Annotated in this window: 20 protein-coding genes; 7 read left to right on the top strand and 13 right to left on the bottom strand. The window is 53.3% G+C overall.

The window, feature by feature from the left end; all coding sequences use genetic code 11:
- Positions 1-17: 17 nt before the first annotated feature.
- The 3 genes from AC2FNE_RS14250 to AC2FNE_RS14240 form a co-directional block, all read right to left on the bottom strand.
- Positions 18-1226, bottom strand: a complete 1209-nt coding sequence (locus AC2FNE_RS14250) for a multidrug effflux MFS transporter (RefSeq protein ID WP_170607758.1) — start codon at positions 1224-1226, stop codon at positions 18-20.
- Positions 1227-1300: 74 nt separating this feature from the next.
- Entirely contained in the window at positions 1301-1960 is a 660-nt protein-coding gene (locus tag AC2FNE_RS14245; protein WP_170477733.1) for a DsbA family oxidoreductase, read from the bottom strand.
- The gene (locus AC2FNE_RS14240) at positions 1957-3474 is read right to left on the bottom strand and encodes a class I adenylate-forming enzyme family protein (RefSeq protein ID WP_170607759.1); all 1518 of its coding nucleotides are present in this window, start codon (positions 3472-3474) and stop codon (positions 1957-1959) included. The genes AC2FNE_RS14245 and AC2FNE_RS14240 overlap by 4 nt, the downstream gene beginning before the upstream one ends.
- 65 nt (positions 3475-3539) lie before the next feature.
- On the opposite strand from AC2FNE_RS14240, the gene AC2FNE_RS14235 reads away from it, so the two are divergent.
- Positions 3540-4163: a helix-turn-helix domain-containing protein gene (locus AC2FNE_RS14235; protein ID WP_170607761.1), complete on the top strand. Its 624-nt coding sequence runs from the start codon at positions 3540-3542 to the stop codon at positions 4161-4163.
- Here AC2FNE_RS14235 and AC2FNE_RS14230 read toward each other — a convergent pair.
- From AC2FNE_RS14230 to AC2FNE_RS14215, 4 genes are all read right to left on the bottom strand, one after another.
- On the bottom strand, positions 4160-4387 hold the full coding sequence (locus AC2FNE_RS14230; RefSeq protein WP_170477728.1) for a hypothetical protein: 228 nt from the start codon (positions 4385-4387) through the stop codon (positions 4160-4162). The two genes, AC2FNE_RS14235 and AC2FNE_RS14230, sit on opposite strands and share 4 nt — an antisense overlap.
- A 188-nt stretch (positions 4388-4575) precedes the next feature.
- Positions 4576-5235: an aquaporin gene (locus AC2FNE_RS14225; protein WP_496805640.1), complete on the bottom strand. Its 660-nt coding sequence runs from the start codon at positions 5233-5235 to the stop codon at positions 4576-4578.
- Between the two features lie 27 nt (positions 5236-5262).
- A complete protein-coding gene (locus AC2FNE_RS14220) occupies positions 5263-6087 on the bottom strand; it encodes an arsenate reductase/protein-tyrosine-phosphatase family protein (protein WP_496805639.1) in 825 nt (274 codons plus the stop codon).
- Between the two features lie 32 nt (positions 6088-6119).
- Positions 6120-7934 (bottom strand): extracellular solute-binding protein, encoded by a 1815-nt coding sequence (locus AC2FNE_RS14215; RefSeq protein ID WP_496805638.1) that lies wholly within the window; start codon positions 7932-7934, stop codon positions 6120-6122.
- A gap of 300 nt (positions 7935-8234) precedes the next feature.
- Here AC2FNE_RS14215 and AC2FNE_RS14210 point away from each other — a divergent pair, with 300 nt between their 5' ends.
- Positions 8235-9008, top strand: coding sequence for a 3-hydroxybutyrate dehydrogenase (locus tag AC2FNE_RS14210; RefSeq protein ID WP_170477718.1), 774 nt, complete (start codon positions 8235-8237; stop codon positions 9006-9008).
- 99 nt (positions 9009-9107) lie between these two features.
- Positions 9108-10133 carry a patatin-like phospholipase family protein gene (locus AC2FNE_RS14205; protein WP_496805637.1) on the top strand — a complete coding sequence of 342 codons (1026 nt, stop codon included), beginning with the start codon at positions 9108-9110 and terminating at the stop codon, positions 10131-10133.
- On the opposite strand, the gene AC2FNE_RS14200 is transcribed toward AC2FNE_RS14205, so the two are convergent.
- The 4 genes from AC2FNE_RS14200 to AC2FNE_RS14185 all read right to left on the bottom strand — a co-directional run bounded on the left by AC2FNE_RS14200 (position 10134) and on the right by AC2FNE_RS14185 (position 13377).
- Positions 10134-10811, bottom strand: a complete 678-nt coding sequence (locus tag AC2FNE_RS14200; protein ID WP_170477710.1) for a DUF502 domain-containing protein — start codon at positions 10809-10811, stop codon at positions 10134-10136.
- A gap of 42 nt (positions 10812-10853) precedes the next feature.
- Positions 10854-11804 (bottom strand): pseudouridine-5'-phosphate glycosidase, encoded by a 951-nt coding sequence (locus AC2FNE_RS14195; RefSeq protein ID WP_496805636.1) that lies wholly within the window; start codon positions 11802-11804, stop codon positions 10854-10856.
- Positions 11801-12694, bottom strand: coding sequence for a PfkB family carbohydrate kinase (locus AC2FNE_RS14190; protein ID WP_170477704.1), 894 nt, complete (start codon positions 12692-12694; stop codon positions 11801-11803). Before AC2FNE_RS14190 ends, AC2FNE_RS14195 begins: the two co-directional genes overlap by 4 nt.
- Before the next feature lie 62 nt (positions 12695-12756).
- Positions 12757-13377: a thiamine phosphate synthase gene (locus tag AC2FNE_RS14185; protein ID WP_496805635.1), complete on the bottom strand. Its 621-nt coding sequence runs from the start codon at positions 13375-13377 to the stop codon at positions 12757-12759.
- 153 nt (positions 13378-13530) lie between these two features.
- Here AC2FNE_RS14185 and AC2FNE_RS14180 point away from each other — a divergent pair, with 153 nt between their 5' ends.
- From AC2FNE_RS14180 to AC2FNE_RS14170, 3 genes are all read left to right on the top strand, one after another.
- Positions 13531-14274, top strand: a complete 744-nt coding sequence (locus AC2FNE_RS14180; protein ID WP_170607775.1) for an RNA methyltransferase — start codon at positions 13531-13533, stop codon at positions 14272-14274.
- A 62-nt stretch (positions 14275-14336) separates the two neighbouring features.
- Positions 14337-15482 (top strand): heme A synthase, encoded by a 1146-nt coding sequence (gene ctaA, locus AC2FNE_RS14175; RefSeq protein WP_170607894.1) that lies wholly within the window; start codon positions 14337-14339, stop codon positions 15480-15482.
- 4 nt (positions 15483-15486) lie between these two features.
- Positions 15487-16956: a carboxypeptidase M32 gene (locus AC2FNE_RS14170; protein WP_170607777.1), complete on the top strand. Its 1470-nt coding sequence runs from the start codon at positions 15487-15489 to the stop codon at positions 16954-16956.
- 67 nt (positions 16957-17023) lie between these two features.
- Here the strand turns inward: AC2FNE_RS14170 and AC2FNE_RS14165 are convergent, their stop codons facing one another.
- Both AC2FNE_RS14165 and gyrA read right to left on the bottom strand, forming a co-directional pair.
- Positions 17024-17776, bottom strand: coding sequence for a ParA family protein (locus tag AC2FNE_RS14165; RefSeq protein WP_170607779.1), 753 nt, complete (start codon positions 17774-17776; stop codon positions 17024-17026).
- 189 nt (positions 17777-17965) lie between these two features.
- Positions 17966-20662, bottom strand: a complete 2697-nt coding sequence (gene gyrA, locus AC2FNE_RS14160; protein ID WP_496805647.1) for a DNA gyrase subunit A — start codon at positions 20660-20662, stop codon at positions 17966-17968.
- A 223-nt stretch (positions 20663-20885) separates the two neighbouring features.
- Between gyrA and AC2FNE_RS14155 the strand changes: the two genes are divergently transcribed.
- Positions 20886-21155 (top strand): usg protein, encoded by a 270-nt coding sequence (locus tag AC2FNE_RS14155; protein ID WP_170477691.1) that lies wholly within the window; start codon positions 20886-20888, stop codon positions 21153-21155.
- The last annotated feature ends 55 nt before the right edge of the window (positions 21156-21210 follow it).

Raw genomic sequence — 21210 nt, 5'->3', positions numbered from 1 at the left:
CCGCTTTCATGCACAGATCAGGCCAACAATCTGTCTTCTATCCGACCCATATGCAGCATCAGCACAAAACCGAAAACACACATGGTAAGAATCGCAATTGCCAACGGAGCGATCGATCCGTCGAACAGCAAACCGACTGGCGCGGCAATAGCGGCGGCTAATACTGTTGAAACTGCTCCGATTACCGAGGCTGCCATGCCTGCGATATGTCCCATGGGTTCCATTGCGATGGCGTTCAAGTTGCCCAAGGTTACGCCCGCTAAAAAGAAGACAGTCGTCTGCCAAAACACGAACAACGCAAATGAGCCTTCTGGAGTTAGTGCAGATGAGTTCAGCAGGATCACAGCCAGTGTGATGACCGCTTGCGACCCCAAAGCCCACGTCACGATACGACGCATCCCAACCCTGATTACAATTGCTGCATTCAGCAGGCTGGCTGAACCAGAAATCAAAGCGACAAAACCAAACCAAAAAGGAAAGCTGTCGGCACGGTCGTGTATCACGTCATAGATTGGCTGGACCATCGTTAGCATGGTAAACAAAGTACCCAAGCACAACGTTTGAACAAAAATCGACAACCGAACCGTCGGGTGCAGAAACATTTCTTTTACTGCCGCTATGATCAAAGGCAGGCGGAAAGGGCGGCGGTTCTCGGCGGCAAGTGATTCTGGCAACCGCACGGTCATCCAGATCAGTATGATTGTGGCAAATAAGATAAATGAGACGAATATAGAGCGCCATCCGAACAGCGCAATCACACCCGCGCCCAGCATTGGTGCAATTGCAGGGACCAACGTAAAGATCATCATTGCTATCGAAACGATGCGCGCCATTTCGCGTCCCGAATACAGATCGCGAATGATCGCCATCGCGACGATACGGGGGCCGGCGGCCCCTAGCCCTTGCAAAACTCGGGCTGCCAGTAACACTTCCAGTGAAGAACTGGCCCATGCAATGACCGACGCAACAATATAAAGCGACGCACCTGCGTAAATCACTGGCTTGCGACCAAGAGCATCCGAGATTGGACCGGTAAAGAAAGTGCCAATACCCATTCCCAAAACGAATGATGTTAAGATCAGTTGTGCCTTATTCAAATCAGTGGGGCTGAGTTGCGCTCCGATTTCCGGCAGCGCAGGCAGCATCGAATCTATCGAAAAGGCAATCGTGGCGAACATCATTGCGATAAGCGCAATGAACTCACCCCGTGACATGCGGCTGGTCATCAAACACTCCTTCCGGTCCGCGCTATCATGGTGAGGCGGGTGGAACTAGGTCGGAAAATGCACAGTGATATGTGTTATTCTGCAGATGAAGCCTCAATTTGAGACATTATCTCATCAATCACTTTCCCCCATAACTCAGGAGGTTGCGCACCTGGTACGGCATGCTGGTTCGCGACAATGTAGGTGGGAACCGAGTTTACGCCCATCTGCCGCGAGTGCTTGTCGCGATCACTAATGTCTTCGCGGTCGGCGTCTGATTTCAGCAGTTTTTGCACAACCGCTGCATCCATACCAACGCTGTCTGCCACATCGGCCAGTACCTCGTGATCGCCAATATCTCGGGCCTCGACAAAGTAGGCCTTGAAAAGTGCATCGACAACAGCATCCTGTTTGCCCTCGATCCCGGCCCAGTGGATGAGCCGATGCGCGTCCAGCGTGTTCGGCGTACGTTTCATGCCCTCGAAATCGATAGACAGGCCGGCTTTTTCGGCATGTTCTACAACGGGTGCATATGCCTTCACAGCGCCATCCTTGCCGCCGAACTTTCGTTCAAGGTATTCCCGGCGATCCATACCTACGGTGGGCATGTCGGGATTAAGCTGAAATGGGTGCCATTCAATTACAAAGGGGTGGTTAGGCACGGCGGCCAAAGCCTTGTCCAAGTGCGTTTTGCCGATATAGCACCAAGGGCAGATCGGGTCGGACATGATGTCAAGTTTGACGGTCTGGCTCATTCAACAGATGCCTTAAAATAGGCCGGCAGGGCGCGGCGCAGGAGTTTGCCATTGCCCCCGGTGGGCATGGCTGAGAGGTGAACAAAGGCGCGCGGCTGTTTATAGCGCGCCAGCTTTTCGGAGACATAAGTGCGCAACGCGTTTTCGTCCAGCTTTTCTGGTCCAGTATAGAAGGCAGCGATAATGGCCGAGTCCTGCTTGACTTCAACCGCGGCGGCTCCAACTTGGGTAATGCCGGGATAACGCGCCAGAACAGCTTCCACTTCGACCGGCGATACGCGGTACCCACCAGCGTTCATCATATCGTCATCTCGACCCAAATAAGTGATCTGTCCGTCCACGGCCATCGCACCCTGATCACCGGTTAAAAACCACTCGCCTTGCATCTTTGCTTCGGCTTCGTTGGGGGCATTCAGGTATGTCAGCATCAAACCAGGGTCTTCACGGTGAATGGCAATGGTGCCCTCTTGTCCTTGTGGAACGGGACCGTTCGGACCAACGATTGCAATGCGACGACCCAGTTGCGGCCGTCCAAGCGCTTCATCCCGGGCGGGGTGTGATGGGCTGGATGAGATAAAAGTCGAACACTCGGACATCCCATAAGCTTCGTAGAGCTCCGTCCCTGTAGATTTGCTCCAATGTTCATGAAGGTGACGGGACAGCTTTTCGCCCGCGCATAACCCATGACGCAAGTCGGGCATTTCAGGCAGATTAGGATTCTGCAGGAGTTTCCTGAAAACCCCGGGTGCAGCAGCAAATATTGTGGCGCGATGCGCCTGCAACAGCCTAGGCAGATTCCTTAGATCAGTACCTGGTTTGGGGATCAGGGCAGTCGCGCCGGTAGTCCACGGGTCCATTAGCCCAGTACCTAAAGTGTATGTCCAGTTGAACGCTCCTGCATGGCACAAGCGGTCCGTTTCGCTAAGACCGTACCAACCATCAACCATCATCTGCCGTGCCCAGATCGCCCGATGCGCATGGGCAACCGCTCGGGGCTTGCCCGAAGTGCCAGAGGTGTAGATAACATAGCAAAGTCGGTTCGGATCACCCATTTCGAATTCTGCTGGCGACAGGTCACGCATATTTGCGAGCTCGTCTAGTGTAATCTGGTAGGTATGAGGTGCGCAGGCAATTTCCGGGTCGCGTAGAACAGCGGTAGGAGAAAGATCTTCGATAATCTGTCCGGTCTCTGTCTCCGTTAACTGAGACGATGTCGGGATTGGCACGATCCCCACCGCGATGGCCGCAAGGTAAGCGATTGGAAATTCGACGCTGTTGCCTAGGCGCAAGAGCACCAAGTCGCCCGGGCGCAGCCCAGCTTTTAGTAACCCTGTGCCTGTTCCCAAAATCGCCGACTTTAGTTCCCGATAACTCCAGTCTTCAGAGCCGTCATTTCGCAAAATAGAAAGTGCCGTTTTCTCGGCATGTTCTTCGGCTTTTCGCAATACATGCGCTGCCATGTTGAACGGAGCGGGGCAGGGCTTGGCAGGACCCTGATCAAAAACAGAAAGCATGAGGTCTGGCTAACTCGGTAGCTGGCGCGTTGCAAGCACGTCGCGCTGGCCCTATAGAGTTGGCTATGACGACAAGTGATCCGAAATCCCTAATTCGAATTGCGCGCGACAGTGGCGAGCCGGCGCACATTGAGCCGCTGGATCTTGGAGCGCGAGTCCGCGAGCTTCGCAAAGCCCGCAACTGGACGCTGGAACAGGCGGCCAGCCAGGCGGGCCTTGCGCGTTCGACGCTTAGCAAGATCGAAAACGGGCAGATGTCGCCGACATATGACGCCCTGAAAAAGCTTGCTACGGGTCTAGAGATTTCAGTGCCGCAGCTTTTTACTCCGCCGCAGCGCGATCAGGTATTGGGGCGAATGGCCGTCACCAAGATGGGCGACGGAACTGCCCATGCCACCACCACTTACGAGCATGAACTTTTGGCCGAAACTCTTACCAACAAGCAAATGCTGCCATACCGCGCTCGTGTTCGGGCGAGGTCAATGGAAGAATTCGAGGGTTGGGTGCGCCACGACGGTGAAGAATTCCTTTACGTTCTGACAGGGGTCGTCAGGCTGTATACCGAGTTTTATGAATCGGTTGAGATGCGACGAGGGGACAGCGCATATTATGATGCCAGCATGGGCCATAATGTCGTTTCCGTCAGCGACGAAGATGCCACCATCCTTTGGGTAACGTCGCTGGCTTAGCGAGCCGTAATCTCTCGCTTCAATCCCTCGGTATATAGAAAGTCTTCAAGCTCTTCTCGGGCTTCGGTGACTGTTAGGTGGTGACGCTCAGCCAAGTATGCTTCGAATTGTTTGCGATCCTTGCGCATTGTCGCCATGTCTTTGTCACGCAGGTTCGGAAACCTGAGTTTCGCGCGTGAATACAAAGCGCTCCAGTCTTGCGTAAGATCAGCCCAATTCAGCATTTGCGAGCCTTCCTTATGGCGGTTTTCAGGACTGCTCTCCCCTCAACTAGCGTACGAATGCGCGGACACTCCTGCTGACATGACAAAATGTCGCAGCTCTTTTCGTCTGCTAGGTCGACGAAATACCCCCTCAACATGGATCAAAAAAGCCGTATAAGTCTGTTTTTAGGTGAGCGGGTGTAGACCCCTCAATCCGCGGGATTGAATAGCCAGTTCAGGACTATGTGTCCGATAAACATCGCAAAAATTTGCATTAAAATGAACATTGGAATGTGACCGGGATATATGCCAGCAAAGGTGTCTGTAAGGCCTCTTGCGATTGTTGCGGCCGGATTAGCAAAACTTGTGGATGATGTGTACCAGTAGGCGCCCGTAATATAGAGACCCACAAGCGCTGGTACCGTATCCGGTTTGTGCCGAATTCCGCCGAAAATTACAAAAAGAAGGCCCAGAGTCGCGATAATTTCTGAAAACCATTGATGCGAACCAGTGCGATGCAGTGTCTCCGAGGTTTGTAGGATTGGTAGGTCAAACATGTAGTGACTGGCCCAGACGCCGATGATTCCACCTGCCAACTGAACTAGAATGTAGGGGGCAACCGCTTTCCACGGGTGTTCACCTCGCATGGCAAAGGCCAATGTCACGGCTGGGTTGAAATGGGCGCCAGACACGGGGCCAAGGGTGGCGATTATCACAAACAGGATACAACCCGTCGCAATCGCATTGGCTAAAAGGGCCAAGGCAACGTTCCCTTCCGACAAAGTCTGGGCCATGATTCCAGAGCCGACCACGCCGATCAGCAGAAAGGCAGTGCCAAGGAATTCAGCAAAATACTGTCGGGCTTGCATTACAGATTTCCTAGGATTGCGAGTGTATCAATCGGTCATCCGGCCGATATCGTCCACTTTGTGTTGTAAAGAAATACGATCAAGGGTCTCAAATGGCAGGCTGACAAACGCTGTGATCCGATTGCGCAATAATCCGTAAGTTTGCTGAAAGGCCAGTTTCTTTTGCGCATCTGTTCCTTGTGCTTTAACCGGATCGGCCAATCCCCAATGGGCGCTCATCGGTTGGCCGGGCCATGTGGGGCACGTTTCGTTCGCGGCGTGATCGCAGACCGTGAAAACAAAGTCCATCTTTGGCGCGTCAGGACCAGAGAATTCCTCCACCGATTTCGAGCGCAAACTGCTTGTATCGATATCCTTTTGCTGCAACAGGTCCAAAACCGTAGGGCTTGGGGCATTTGAAGGAGCAGTTCCTGCGGAATAAGCGCGGAATTTTCCGTCACCTTCCGAATTTAAAATAGCCTCAGCCATGATTGAGCGGGCAGAGTTTCCGGTGCAGATAAACAGCGCGTTTAGTATGCGATCCTTGCTGGTCATTACGGTGTCTTTAGTTGCTTGTAGGCAGAGATCTGGGCGGTTTTGGCAGCAATTGCCTAGTAGTTGATCGAACAGCCCGCGAATTGCTGGCAGGTTTGCGCTGTACTGAAGCGATGTGCCGTCGCGGGCCTGCTGGATAAGATCTGCAGACTTCAGTGCGTTGAGATAGGTTGATGTCGTGTTTGGCTTGAATGATAGCGCCGCTGCGATTTCACCTGCCGGCACCGAGTCTGGATAGCGGCGCATCAGCAACTGAAACAGCTCCAGCCGTTTTGGATGCGCTAGGGCGCCTAACTTGTCTTGCAATTTTACTTCCATATTTCACGAATTATGGAACTAAGAGGCCGCTGTCAATCCTCGTACCACCAGACCTGAGGCATATATTCCGGTCCATCGCCATAGATTGGAAGCGTATCTGGAAATTTAAGTTCTTTGGCGTGGGCGATCCGACCGACGTCGAAGCTCCAGATCGGTATCACATAACGGCCAGTTGTAAGAACACGGTCCAATGCTCGTGTCGCGGCCACGAAGTCTTCGCGATCTTCCGACGCCAACATTTCGTCGATCAGCCCGTCAACGGCCGATGAGGTCACGCCCATCAAATTCCGCGTGCCCGGCGTATTCGCGTTTTCACTCCCCCAATACAAGCGTTGTTCGTTACCCGGCGATAGGGAAAGCGCACGGCGGAATACTGTTATTTCAAAATCATGCTCAGACGTTCGTCCTGCAAATTGCGCGCTGTCGACCAATTCCGTCGTTACTTTGATGCCAAGCCGCTCCAAGGCGCGCGCATAGATTTCCACAGCTGTTTGATTGTCCGTATCACCTTGTTGTAGCAGAACTGAAATCGATAACGGGTCGCCGTTTTGATTGCGCAAAACTCCGTCTTGAATTGTCCAACCTGCTTCTGCCAACAGCTGTGACGCTTTTCTGATATTGGCCCGGTTTCTTGCCGATCCATCGCTTTCAGGCAATGAGTAACCCTCCAACGCGCCCGGCGGCAGGTCGTCGGCATACGGTTCAAGCAGCTCCCTTACGCGACCTGCGGCCGGACCTGGTAGCATGGCAAGATCAGATCCCGAGAAATACGAGGTGATACGGGGCTGTGCGCCTCCAGTGATCGTGTCGTTTATGAATTCAAAGTTGAACGCGAGCATCAATGCCTCACGCACTCGCCAATCGTCAAACGGAGCTTTTCGGGTATTCATCACAAAACCAGTCATGCCTGATGGTTTGCCATGGGGAATTTCGGTTTTTACGATGTCTCCGCGTTGGGCCGCAGGGAAACCATACTGCGTTTCCCATTTGTCAGCGTTGAACTCGCGCACAGCCGACAGCTCTCCGGCTTTGAACGCCTCAAACAACACGGTGCCATCTCCGTAAAACTCGATGCGAATGTCATCAAGGTTCATGGTACCGCGGCGAAAAGGAATGTCGGCGCCCCAATAATCGGGATTGCGACGCAAGTTGACGTAACGCCCGGCCTCGTAGTCATCAATAACATATGGGCCAGTCCCGATTGGGACGTCATGCAGCTGAGCGTCAGCGAATTCTTTACCGTCCCATTGTTCCTTTTTCAAAATCGGGCGCAGTCCAGCGATCAGGGCCAGTTCCCTGTCCGGTTCATTGAAAGAAATTCGAACACTGCGCGGTCCCGTTTGTTCGATGCTGTCGATCTTGCCCCATAACCCGCGATAGCGTAGATGGCCTTGTGTGCCTAGCGTTTCATATGACCAGATAACATCGTCAATTGTAACAGGGCTGCCGTCCGAAAAACGGGCTTCTTCCCGCAGTGTAAATTCCACCCAAGACCTATCGGGCGCAGTATCAACTGATTCGGCTAACAAACCGTAAAGAGTGAAGGGTTCGTCCCAAGATCGGCCCATCAGCCCCTCGTGCGTCCAAAATCGCAATTGCCAGGGAGAGGTGCCTTTCTGGACAAATGGATTCAAACTGTCATACCCGCCAGTATTGCCGAACACGACCCTACCGCCCTTAGGCGCATCGGGGTTCGCATAGGGTAGAGACACAAAATCCGGTGGTAGGGCAGGGTCTCCATACATAGCTATGCCATGGGCCGAATCTGCGTGCGCGAAAGTCGCGGAAAAAATCGGTGCGATTCCCACGATCATTGATCGGACGCGGCAGAGAATATTGGGGCTCATTTTGGAAACAATCCTGCTCTGGCCTTATTTTGTTTGAGATTCATCGTACCCATGATTTTTCATATTATCAAACTTTTAGCTTGGATGACGGCACGGAATTGCTTATAAAGGATGCACTGCTCGATAGGTTTCTTGCCTGTATGAAACCTGCCTCAATAACTTAACGCCCGCTTCGTGCGGGCGTTTTTTTTGGCAATAGGGTTGGTGCTGCATGTGGCAAACTGCGGCGACGTTTCCCCGTTTTCTTTGCAGGTGCAGCATGGCACTGTGTTAGTGAATCGACTCTGTGGGAGAGGTGGCATGAGCCTGTCAGGAAAAACTGCAATCATCACCGGTTCGAATTCGGGTATCGGTCTGGGTGTTGCGCGGGAACTGGCCAAAGCCGGAGCGGACGTGATCCTGAATTCTTTTACTGATCGTGATGAAGACCACGCACTGGCTGCCGGCATCGCCCAAGAAACGGGCACCAACGCGCGGTACATAAAGGCAGACATGTCAAAGGGCGAGGAATGCCGTGCACTGATCGAGCAAGCAGGTTCCTGCGACATCTTGATCAACAATGCGGGTATTCAACACGTCGCGCCGATTGACCAATTTCCAGTCGATAAATGGGACGCGATCATAGCGATCAATATGAACTCTGCCTTTCACACGGTGGCAGCTGCGCTACCAATGATGCGAGAAGCGGGTTGGGGGCGCGTCGTCAATATTGCCTCGGCGCATGGTTTAACGGCATCTCCCTACAAGGCGGCCTATGTGGCGGCAAAACATGGCGTAGTCGGCATGACCAAGACAATTGCCTTGGAAACGGCGCAAGAGCCGATTACCTGTAACGCGATCTGCCCCGGTTACGTCCTGACTCCATTGGTCGAGGCTCAGATCCCCGACACAATGAAAGAATACAGCATGAGCCGGGAGGACGTGATTAAGAACATCATGCTAGAGCGGCAACCATCCAAAGAATTTGCAACGGTCGAACAACTTGGCGGCACGGCGGTTTTTCTATGCTCGGACGCAGCTGCACAGATCACGGGTACGACGATCTCGGTTGATGGGGGCTGGACAGCTTTGTGACGATCTAAAGTTGATTCCTGTGATCACTGTTTTTGGTTCCGACGGCAGATCCACAATCGAGCTTCCAATGGAATTTGGAATTGTTACGGGGGCGCGAAGTTGAAACGAATAAATCTGGCATTGCAGGGCGGCGGAGCACATGGAGCCTTCACATGGGGTGTTTTGGACCGGCTGCTGGATGAAGAAGACATTGAGGTTGCGGCTATCACGGGAACCTCTGCCGGTGCCTTGAACGGTGCTGCCTTTAAATCCGGAATGGTTCATGCCGGGCGCCAAGGCGCACGGGACAATCTGGACGGTTTGTGGAAGCGTATGGGAGCCATTGGCGACATGCGAATTGCCCATTGGATGCGCGGCTTGGAACCTGCGCATATTGCGCAAGCATTGGAATATTCAGTTCCATTCTCAATGGCCGACACGTGGTCCCGTCTCGTGTCGCCGTACGCCTACGGTCCATTTTACCGCAATCCTTTAGAGCCGGTAGTAGACCGATTCAATTTCGATGAAATATGTGCAAAAGATGGGCCTGGCCTGTTTGTTTGTGCGACCTGTGTCCGGAGCGGCAAGATCAGGGTGTTTACTGGGCAGGAAATCTTGACGGATGCAATATTGGCGTCGGCTTGTCTGCCGAACTTGTTCAAGGCAGTTGAAATTTTTGATCCGAAATCCGGTAGAACTGAGGCATATTGGGATGGCGGGTATACTGGAAATCCGGCTCTTTACCCGCTGTTCAACGGGGACTTGCCAGACGATGTTGTTATCGTGAATATCAATCCACTAGAGCGGGACGAGGTGCCAAAGACGCCGCAGCAAATTCAAAACCGCATCAACGAAATCAGTTTTAACTCCTCTCTGTTCAGAGAATTGCGGGCAATTAGTTTCGTGCAGCGCCTACTACAAGACGGTAAGTTAAAAGCCGGGGAAATGAGCCGTGTTCTCATCCACATGATCGCTGATGATGCCTTGATGAACGACCTTTCGGCGGCAACCAAAATTGTGCCGAACCCAGTTGTGTTGCACCGCCTGAAACACGCGGGTCAGTCCGCTGCCGACGCCTTTTTGCGCAACCACAAATCCGACTTGGGCGAGCGCAGCACTGTCGACCTTCATGCCATGTTCGGCTGATTATTCAGGCGGTTGCGTGGGGTCCTTGTCGTTGGGATAGACAAGCCCAGCCGAGATTACGAGTTTTGCCGCGTCTTCAATCGACATATCTAGCAGGATAACGTCTTCAGCTGGGAAAAACAGCAAGAAGCCGGACGTTGGATTTGGGGTGGTCGGGACGAAGACGCTTAACAACTCTCCACTGGTTTCTGCGCGTGTACTGACTTCGCCGCGGGCTGTAGTCGAAACAAAGCCGATGGCCCAAATTCCCCGGCGTGGATATTGGATCAGGCAAGCTTTTTCGAATGATCTTTCGGTCTGCGCAAATACGGTTTCCGAGATTTGTTTGATCCCGGAATAAACAGACCGGACGACAGGCATGCGATCCACCACACTTTCGGCAAAGTGTATTAGCGACCGGCCCAAAATGCCCTTGGCGATCCATCCAACAATTATCGTGAAGAAAAGGAAAATAATGACGCCGACGCCGCGCAGATTAATGCCGACATATTCCTCGGGTTGGAAACGCTGCGGGACCAGTGGCAGAACAGCGCTGTCAATCCATCCCACAACAGACCAGATTAGCCAAATCGTCAGCCAAACCGGGGCGATCACGACGATACCCGTCAAAAAAGACGCGCGAAGACCGGCTAACAAACCGGGGCGGCGATGAGGCTCTTCGTCGAATGGTGTGTTCATTATGTTTCTGGCTATGTAGTCCTGAGTGATTTGAGAATTTAGTTAAGCAGTTCCGGGCATCGGTACAATAGGGCAGACTTGTGCGTCGTGCGCTGACAAAGCTGTCGCTATTCTGGCGGCAAGCCGCGCGTTGTTGCGGACCAGAGCAATATTTGCGGTCAGTGAACGTCCCTCGGTCTGCTCGAAGATTCGCTGCAACAGATAGGGTGTAACTCCTTTTCCCGTGATCCTGTGAGCGTCGGCATCAGCTTGTGCCGCCGCGATGATTGGGGCCAATTCCTTGGCAGGAATCTGATCAGCATCGGGAATCGGGTTTGCCACCAGTTGCCCACCCGGAATGCCCAAGGCGCGGCGCATGGCATGTGCCTTGGCGATTTCCTCGGTGCTGTCCATACGCAGTGGAGCTGCGAGGGGAGATTTGGCGGACCAGAACGCGGGAAACTCGTCCTGACCGAACGCGATGACCGGCACGCCTAAAGTTTCGAGAACTTCCAGAGTTTTGGCCAAATCAAGGATCGCCTTTGCCCCAGCAGCGACAACCGTAACCGACGTTTGTGCCAGTTCATGCAGATCGGCGGAAATATCAAAGGTCGTTTCCGCCCCTTGATGAACACCACCTATACCTCCGGTGGCAAAAACTTCGATTCCAGCGAAACGGGCAGCAATCATCGTGGCGGCAACAGTCGTCGCACCAGTCCCCCCACCGGACATGCAGGCCGCCATATCCGCACGCGAAATTTTGGCAACTCCCTGAGCGCGACCCAATTCTTGCAACTGTTCGGACTCCAAGCCCACGTTCAACTTGCCATTGAGAACGGCCATCGTGGCAGGCACAGCACCTGCATCGCGGATGTCCTGTTCGACTTGTGCGGCCACCTCGATGTTCTGCGGGTGGGGCATGCCATGAGTAATAATGGTGCTTTCCAGCGCGACAATCGGTTGGCCAGCTTCTTTGGCGGCTCGAACTTCGGAGGAATATTGAATGTCGATCACAGTGGTGTTTCTCCGGAAACGTAAGTTGCGGCGGCTTTCAAGGCTCGGCTTAGCGCCATGGCCTCATCTGCTCCGCCGGATTCGGCGGCAATATGAGCAGCCATGAAAGTGTCGCCCGCGCCGGTAACGCGGGTCACCAAAACAGACGGAGGTGTTTGGGTTAAAACTCCCGATGCTGATGCGACCGTTGCCGAGTTGCCGCCATCGGTAACCAAAACGCGTAGAGCGCCACGATCCAACAGACCTTTGGCCGCGCTTTCTGAATCGGTGAAGTCCCGCTGACACAGTAATCCCGCTTCCTCGAGATTTACATATAGCGTCGCTCGGGCGTGCTTCAGAAAAGGAAGCAAGCGCTCAGCCTTTCCCGGAGAGGCCGGAGCCACGCGTAGATCGGCCCGGGCAAAAGCAGCGCCTTGAGCGATTTCTTCAAGCAAGTCCTGTGTCAGATTACCGTCCAGTGCGATTTGGCCTTCGAATGGAGCGTTCTCATGTCCCAATGGTCCACGGATTACAGGATGCAAAATCTTCCGCCCTGCAGCCTCAAGCGAGTGCGCATCAGCAATCGCAGCAATTAGGCCGTTGGCGCCTTCGACAGCCATGTAACGATCGGTTGGCAGGTCTTGTGAGCGGTAAATGTAATCCGTCACCATGCCGAGACGGGAACAGGCACGGACCAATTCATCGCCCTCGGGATCGCGGCCCACATTCGTCAGAAGCGTAGGGGTCATTCCAAACCGAACAAGCGTCATTGCGATATTCAACGCCACGCCACCGGGTAGGCGGGTGATCCGACCCGGCACGTCCGATCCATGGCGCATGGCGCTGGCTGAACGGCCAATTACGTCCCAGAGAACGGAGCCGATACACAGAATGTTTCTGTTCTGTCTCATGAAGTTGTCATGCCGCAGGCCTGGTTAAGGCGCAAGTCAGAATGGATAATTTCAGGCTTGGTTCAGCCGATTGCTGCGATAAGCGTGTTCAATTCGATCAGCGGATCATCTTTAGACCAAATTTCATCCCCTATACCAAAGAAATCTGTGCAGGGTGCCAGATCGCGCATCAGACTCGGTGTAAGGCCGCCTTCAGCCACAACAGGAACTTCGATCATTTCCGACCACCACTGAAACAAATCGCGTTCTGCGCGCGTTCCGTCGCCCAAATTTTCGCCGCCAACCGGACCAAATGCAACATAGTCTGCCCCGGCCTCACCTGCCGTCATGCCATCATGGTTGGATACGCCGCAGAAACTACCGACGATTGCGTCCGGGCCCAGCTCTTTGCGTGCCGCGCGTACGGATCTTGCACCGTCATCCAGATGCACGCCATCCAAGCCTAATCTTTGCGCCAGCAGTAAATGGTTTGAAATCACCAGCGCGACATCGTGGGCGTGCGCAACCTCGCGACAAGCATCCGCCGCCCTTGCGATCGCCTCTTCGTCATTGCCCGCCAGCGCCAAACGTATACAGGCGATTTCAGCCCCGTCCAAAACGCGCGCCAACTGGTCCGGGAAAGTGCTTAGCGTTATCGCCGGAGGCGTAATCAGGTAAATCTGCGGCTGCTCGGGGGGTTCCATCGGGGTCCTTTGCTTTTTAGTCTCTGGCGGGGTTTAGCGGATTGCAGCGGCGAAGCAAACTTTTATGGCGATGTGTTTGTGAATTGCACTCTAAACGCCTTGCTCTGTTGCAATGCGCCGACTACAGCAGGCGTGGTTTTAATTAGGTGAGCTATGCCCAGCGACAAATCCCAGCCTTCATTCGTCCTTGTACGCCCGCAGATGGGCGAGAATATCGGTGCCGCTGCGCGCGCGATGTGGAATTTCGGGCTGGACAGGATGCGGGTTGTTGCGCCTCGCGACGGCTGGCCCAACCCAAGGGCAGTGGCAATGTCGAGCGGGGCGGGTCGACTGCTGGACGAAGCTCAGTTGTTCGATGATCTTTCCGGAGCTCTTGGCGACCGCACTTATGTTTTTGCAACGACTGCACGACAACGTGGTCTGACCAAGCCCGTTTTCAGCCCAGAAAAAGCGATGCGGATCGCGGCAGAGAAAGTGGCAGACGGTGAGAAGGTTGCGGTATTGTTTGGTCCTGAACGGGCCGGTCTTGAAAACGAAGATATTGCCAAGGCCAACGCGATCATCTCAGTACCCGTTAATCCGGAATACGCTTCGCTGAACTTGGGGCAATGCGTATTGTTGACTGCTTATGAATGGATGCGTCAGACGGGCGATGTGGTGCATGAGTCGACTGATTTGGGCAAAGGCGACTGGGCAACAGGCATCGAGGTCGAAAAACTGGTTGAACACTACGAGGATCGGCTGGAGGAAGCAGGGTTTTTTTACCCGCCTGAAAAGGCCGAAGGCATGAAGGTCAATCTTCGCAACCTGTGGTCGCGCATGCGGATGACCCGCGCAGACGTTCAGATGCTACACGGGATCATGCGTCAGATGGTCCGGTGGAAGGACAAGGGCTGAGGCTGGACCTCAGGCACCCTTGGCCCTAGCTTGCACAAAAAATTGTGACAGATGAGGACGGCATGAGCGGCAAGCGCAGCATCTTCGAAGAAGTCTCGGAAACCGAAAAACAACAGACCGTTCAACCTGGCATGATCGACAGGGGGCGCGGCGGAGCTAGGCAGGCCATCCGGGTCTGGTTGATGGTCCTGTTCGCATTGGTCGTAGTGATGATTGCCGTGGGCGGCCTTACCCGCCTGACTGACAGTGGCTTGTCGATAACCGAGTGGCGCCCCATAACCGGAGCGATCCCGCCATTGAACGAAGCCGATTGGCAGGCGGAATTCGAAAAATACAAACAAATCGACCAATGGCGTATTCAAAACCAGTGGATGGAACTGGATGATTTCAAATTCATCTACTGGTGGGAATGGGGCCACCGACAGCTAGGTCGCGTTATCGGCTTGGTTTGGGCAATTGGTTTTTTCGGGTTCCTTTTAGCGCGGAAAGTCCCAATAGGTTGGACTGGTAAACTTTTGATTCCAGGAGCTTTGGGTGGTTTTCAGGGTGCGGTCGGATGGTGGATGGTAGCATCTGGTGTGACGCAAGGCGAAGGAATGATCGCCGTCGCAAGCTATCGCCTTGCTGTGCATCTGGGTTTGGCGTTCGTCATTCTCGGCTTCCTGGCATGGTACATCTTTGAACTTGGGAGGGATGAACGTGACTTGATGCAAGCACGTCGATCGAAGGAAACAAAGTTGTCTTCATTGTCCACAGGGTTGATGCACTTCGCTTTCCTTCAGATTCTTGTCGGCGCTTTGGTCGCCGGTATAGATGCCGGGCGAAGCTATACAGACTGGCCCTTGATCGGCGGCCAATTATTGCCACCGGATGCAACCATTTTGGACCCGATGTGGCGAAATTTCTTCGAAAGCCCTGGGTTGGTTCAGTTTGTCCATCGATGCTTGGGATACCTGCTTATTATTTTCGCGTTTGTGGTTTGGCGCAAGGGCAGCGCAAGCGCACATCTCCAGACCCGATTTGCATTTAACGCAGCCTTTGCAGTTCTGTCCCTACAAGTCGTCGTTGGTATTATGACCGTTATCTATGCAGCGCCGTGGCAGATCGCTATCTTTCATCAATTTCTTGCGGTCGTTGTTTGGACGCTAATATTGCGAGCCCGTTTCCTAACAGCTTATCCAATAGCAACTTCGCTTCGTGGAGCATAACCCAATGACAGCTTTTGAAGACCTGATGGCCTATCAGCGTGAAACTTCTGCCTTGAACCAAATTGCAGGTCGATTGGGGTGGGATCAGGAAACGGTTATGCCTCGCGGCGCCGCTCCGCAACGGGCTGAAGAGATGGCGGCGATCGAAGCGGTCTTGCACGCGCGTCGATCTGATCCGCGCGTGGCAGAATGGTTGCACGAGGCCAGAGCGGAAAGCGAAGCAGGTAAGGCTCAACTGCGGGAAATCCAACGGGCATATGACCGTGCCGTAAAGGTGCCCGCAGATTTGGCAACGACGATCGCACGCGTTACATCCTCGGCTCAGGGCACATGGGCGCAAGCTCGGGCGGATGAGAACGTCGGAGCATTTCTGCCAGTTTTGGAGGAAGTAGTATCGTTAAAGCGTGAAGAGGGCGCGGCATTAGCGCAGGGCGGAGATATCTACGACGCGCTTGTCGAAGACTATGAGCCGTATACAACTGGAAGTCAGATTGCGACCATCTTTGATCAGATGAGGCCGCGCCTTGTCGCTTTGCGTTCGGCAGTTCTGGATCGTCCTGAACCGCAATCACTCAGCGGCGGTTTCGATGAACTGGATCAGATGCGTTTGTCACAGAAACTGGCAATTGCGTTCGGTTACGATCTGAACAGGGGGCGAATAGACAAGGCAGTGCATCCATTCAGCTCTGGCAGCGGTTCGGACGTTCGTATCACAACCCGCACCAGTAAAAGTGACCCTTTCAACTGTTTTTACTCGACCATTCATGAGGTTGGCCACGCAGCTTACGAACAGGGTATCGATCCGGCTTTTGCGTTGTCCCCGCTGGGCCGAGGTGTCTCGATGGGCGTTCACGAAAGCCAAAGCCGTATATATGAGAACCAACTAGGGCGGTCGCGGGCCTTCACAGGATGGCTTTACGGGCAAATGGTCGAAGTATTCGGAGATTTCGGAATTGAAGACGCTGACGCGTTTTATGCAACGGTAAACCGCGTACACAACGGATATATCCGAACGGAGGCGGACGAGGTTCAATACAACCTTCACATAATGCTTCGCTTTGACCTTGAGCGGGCCCTGATGGAGGGCGACTTGCAGGTTAGTGACCTTGAAGCCGCTTGGAACGAACGCTTTCTGGCAGATTTTGGTTACGCAGTGGACAAACCTTCAAACGGGTGCCTGCAGGATGTGCATTGGTCGGTTGGCCTGTTCGGCTACTTCCCGACTTATTCATTGGGGAACGTTTACGCTGGGTGCCTATATGAGGCGTTACGCAACGCGGTTCCCGATCTGGATCTGCAACTTGCCCAAGGTGACACATCGGGTGCTACTGACTGGCTGCGCCTGCATGTTCAACGACACGGTGGGCTTTATGCTCCACGTGAAGTCATAACCCGGGCGAGCGGCTTTGAGCCGGGTCCAGAGCCATTGATGAACTATCTCGAACTAAAATTCGGAGAAATTTACGGGCTTTGAATTCGCCAAAAATTTTCGGTTGCATGACATGGTCAGCGCGTGTTGTGCTTAACGAATTCATGCGGGTTTAAGAATTGAATACGCGCAAGATGACTTCTTCGCACAGCGACAAATACGCCTTGCTTGCATTACAGTTGCGCGCTGTCACTGTAACAGGCGCTCGGTAAATTCCCATTCGTTCTACCTCCGACGCAAAGGGGATTTGCGTTTTGAGGAATCGCTTTCCGTAGGTTCTTTTCATATCTTCAATCGTGTGTCGGTGCAGTGTTTTCGTCTTTTGCACCATAGAAAAAAAGCAAAGAAGTTTTTTTATTGAAAGATCGTTTTTTTTAAAGAACTTCACCAATTGGTGGAAGGTGCGCTGTGACAGGGTCGATGGAATAACCGGTACAAGGATCGCGTCGGCCGTGCGCAATATGTGTTCGGCAAAAAGCGACAAGTTCGGCGGGCAATCCAGCACGACGACTTCATAGTCGAATTGGACGCCCGACAAAGCTCTATCCAAAGGGGATTTTCGCTCGCACATCTGTGACAAAAGGATGTCAAAGCCACGATAGCTCTGGTTCGCCGGTAACACATCAAGATTTTCAAAATCGCTTTCTCGAATGGCTTGATTCAGCCGCTTTGTGTCATCAAAGAACCGTGCATTTGTAAGTGACTTCGACGGCTTGAGGCGAAAATAAAACCCCGAAGCCCCTTGAGGGTCGAGATCGCACAGTAACGTCCGGACGCCAGCCAAGGACAACGAATAAGCCAAGTTGACCGCTGTCGCAGTTTTACCTACACCGCCTTTGTTGGAATAACAGGCAATGACCTTCATGTCGGATCGCCTCTCAAACACCCCAAAACGAAACATAAATTAACTTAATGCCAGAGTTTCGGTGCGTATCGCGCGATATGTCAACGTGGTGGTTGTAAAAATCCGGTGTTTCTTAGGTATTCGACAAAGCTTTGCGCCAATTAGGATAAACCAACGCACCAAAATCGAATTTGTTCTGCTTCTGTTGCTTTATTCTTCCGCGTCCTCATCGCCTTGATCAGCAATCCACGCAACGCTGACGACTTCTTCGCCTTTGCCAGTGTTGAATACCTTGACACCGCCAGCCGAGCGCGAACGGAAGGAAATTCCTTCGACGGGCACTCGGATCGACTGTCCTTTTGACGTCGCCAACATGATTTGATCGTCGATTTCAACAGGGAACGACGCAACAAGCTCGCCGCCGCGCATTGCTTTGTCCATGGCTGCGACACCCACTCCGCCGCGCCCACGGACCGGATAGTCGTGGCTGGAGCTTAACTTGCCCGCGCCGCCAGCTGTGATCGTCAGTATCAAGTTTTCGGCTGCGGACATTTCGGCATAGCGGTCTTGCGGCAATACGCTGTCAGCATTGCCTTCATCCTCATCAGTTTCGGCCTCGTCTGTCACTCCGGCCATCAAACGTCGCATTTTCAAATAGGCGGCTCGCTCGTCCGAGGAGGCTTTGAAATGGCGGATCACCGACATCGACACAACACGGTCGCCGTTAGACAGTTTTATTCCTCGCACACCTGTGGATTTACGCCCTTTGAAGACACGCACCGCAGTAGTCTGGAACCGAATCGCGCGACCCGAATTGGTGACCAGCATCACGTCGTCATCTTCGGAACAGATACGCGCGTTAACCAGTTCGACGCCGTCAGGCAAATCCATAGCAATTTTGCCGTTACGTTTTACATTAGTGAAATCACTTAGCGCGTTCCTTCGAACGTCTCCGGCGCTGGTGGCAAAGACGATTTGCAGGTTATCCCATTCATTATCCGGTACATCCACAGGCATGATGGCGGCGATAGAAACACCCGTGGGGATTGGCAGAATATTTACGATAGCTTTGCCTTTGCCGGTGCGCCCAGATTGCGGCAGGCGCCAGGTCTTGAGCTTGTAGACCATCCCATCGGTGGTGAAGAACAACAGCTGTGTATGGGTATTAGCAACGAAGAGGGTGGTGACCACGTCTTCTTCCTTGGTCTGCATTCCCGATAGACCTTTGCCACCTCGCTTCTGAGCGCGGAAATCTGCGAGAGGGGTACGTTTGATGTATCCGCCCGATGTGACTGTCACGACCATGTCTTCGCGCTCGATCAGATCCTCGTCTTCCATGTCGCCAGACCAATCGACGATTTCGGTGCGTCGGTCGACGGCGAACTGGTCGCGGACGTCGCGCAGTTCGTCTGCGATTATTGACATAATTCTTTCGCGAGATGACAAAATATCCAAGTATTCTTTGATCTTGGCAGCCAGTTCTTCCAGTTCGTCAGTAACCTCTTTGACACCCAGTTGCGTAAGGCGCTGAAGACGCAAGTCAAGGATGGCGCGAGCCTGAATTTCAGTCAGGTTATAAGTGCCGTCGTCGTTCATTTTGGACAAAGGATCGTCGATCAGACGTAGATAACCTTCGATGTCCGCAGCAGGCCAACGGCGTGTCATGAGCTTTTCGCGCGCTTCGGCAGCATCAGCAGAGGAGCGGATCGTAGCAACCACTTCGTCCACATTCGAAACGGCAACGGCAAGGCCACACAATATATGGCTTCGTTCGCGTGCCTTGCGCAGATCATACGCGGTACGACGGGCGACTACATCCTCGCGGAAATCAATAAACGAAGTCAGGAACCGTCGTAGAGTTAGCTGCTCGGGACGCCCACCGTTCAGCGCCAACATGTTGCAACCAAAAGATGTTTGCATAGGCGAAAAGCGATACAGCTGGTTAAGCACGACCTCGGGGGTCGCGTCGCGTTTCAATTCGACAACTACGCGTACACCGTTGCGGTCGGATTCGTCCTGTACATGGCTTACGCCCTCGATTCGCTTTTCACGAACAGCTTCAGCGATCTTCTCTATCATTGCGGCTTTGTTCACCTGATAGGGAATTTCATCCACGACGATGGCGTAGCGATCTTTACGCAGTTCTTCGACCCGTGTTTTTGAGCGGATGATAACACTACCGCGCCCCTCCAGATACGCCTTACGAACGCCGGACCGGCCTAGCATCACACCCCCGGTCGGAAAATCAGGCCCGGGGACATATTCGATCAATTGTTCAGACGTAAGATCCGGATTGTCGATAAGAGCCAACGTGGCATCTATCACTTCACCAAGATTGTGCGGTGGTATGTTCGTCGCCATACCCACGGCGATACCACCTGCGCCATTGACCAACATGTTCGGGAAACGCGCAGGAAGGACAGTCGGCTCTTTGTCCTTGCCGTCATAATTGTCCTGAAAATCGACTGTTTCTTTCTCGATATCCGCAAGTAGAGAGGCCGCCGGTTTGTCCATGCGCACTTCGGTATAGCGCATGGCTGCGGGGTTATCGCCATCCATCGAGCCAAAGTTGCCCTGACCATCCAACAGCGGCAGCGACATCGAGAAATCCTGCGCCATTCGCACTAGCGCGTCATAAATCGCGCTGTCGCCATGCGGGTGATATTTACCCATAACGTCGCCGACTGGGCGCGCGGACTTACGATAGGCCTTATCGTGCGTGTTCCCGGTCTCGTGCATCGCATAAAGAATACGCCTGTGCACGGGCTTCAGTCCGTCACGCAGATCGGGGATCGCGCGGGACACGATAACGGACATCGCGTAATCCAGGTACGATGTACGCATCTCGGATTCGATTGATACCGTGGGACCGTCGTAAACAGGGCGTTCCGGCGGTGTTTCATCCATGTTTTCAGGAATTTCTGGCGTATCGCTCACGTAAACTGCCCGTTCTTTGTGCAGGGTCTATATCTTGTGGATGCACCTTATCAGACCTGGCACATAAGGTGCAAGCAAGCAACAGTTCTGTGTGCAAAAAACCCCGTAACATCAGAGTAACATATTGTTAAGTAAGAATTAGGTGGTCGACGTGTTACGCTAAAGGGACCTGGCAAAAAAATCGGAGGTCTGCATGCAGCAAAGCGAAACCGAATTGATGCTCAAAGGCTATGGACTGACAACAGCTGAATTTTTCTACCATATGCCTGACTACATTCATGTCTTGAACACGTTTGTTTGGCAGGAATACGATCTGGCACCTGATCACCCAAAACTATTCGATTTCATCGATTTTTGGCAGAGAGAGATCGAAGGGCCGCTGCATTCAGTGCGGTTTACACATCGCAAAATGATTGCGCCAGGCGAATGGCGAAATGTAGTGGGCGAATTCAGGGTCAACTGAACGGTCAACAAATGATATTCAGCCTGTGCTTTGCAAGGCCTGTTACCTTTTCACG

The sequence above is a fragment of the Ruegeria sp. YKSD179 genome (assembly GCF_059612885.1).
The sequence above is the reverse complement of the archived record's forward strand: the minus strand, read 5'-3'. Positions and strand labels throughout refer to the sequence as shown.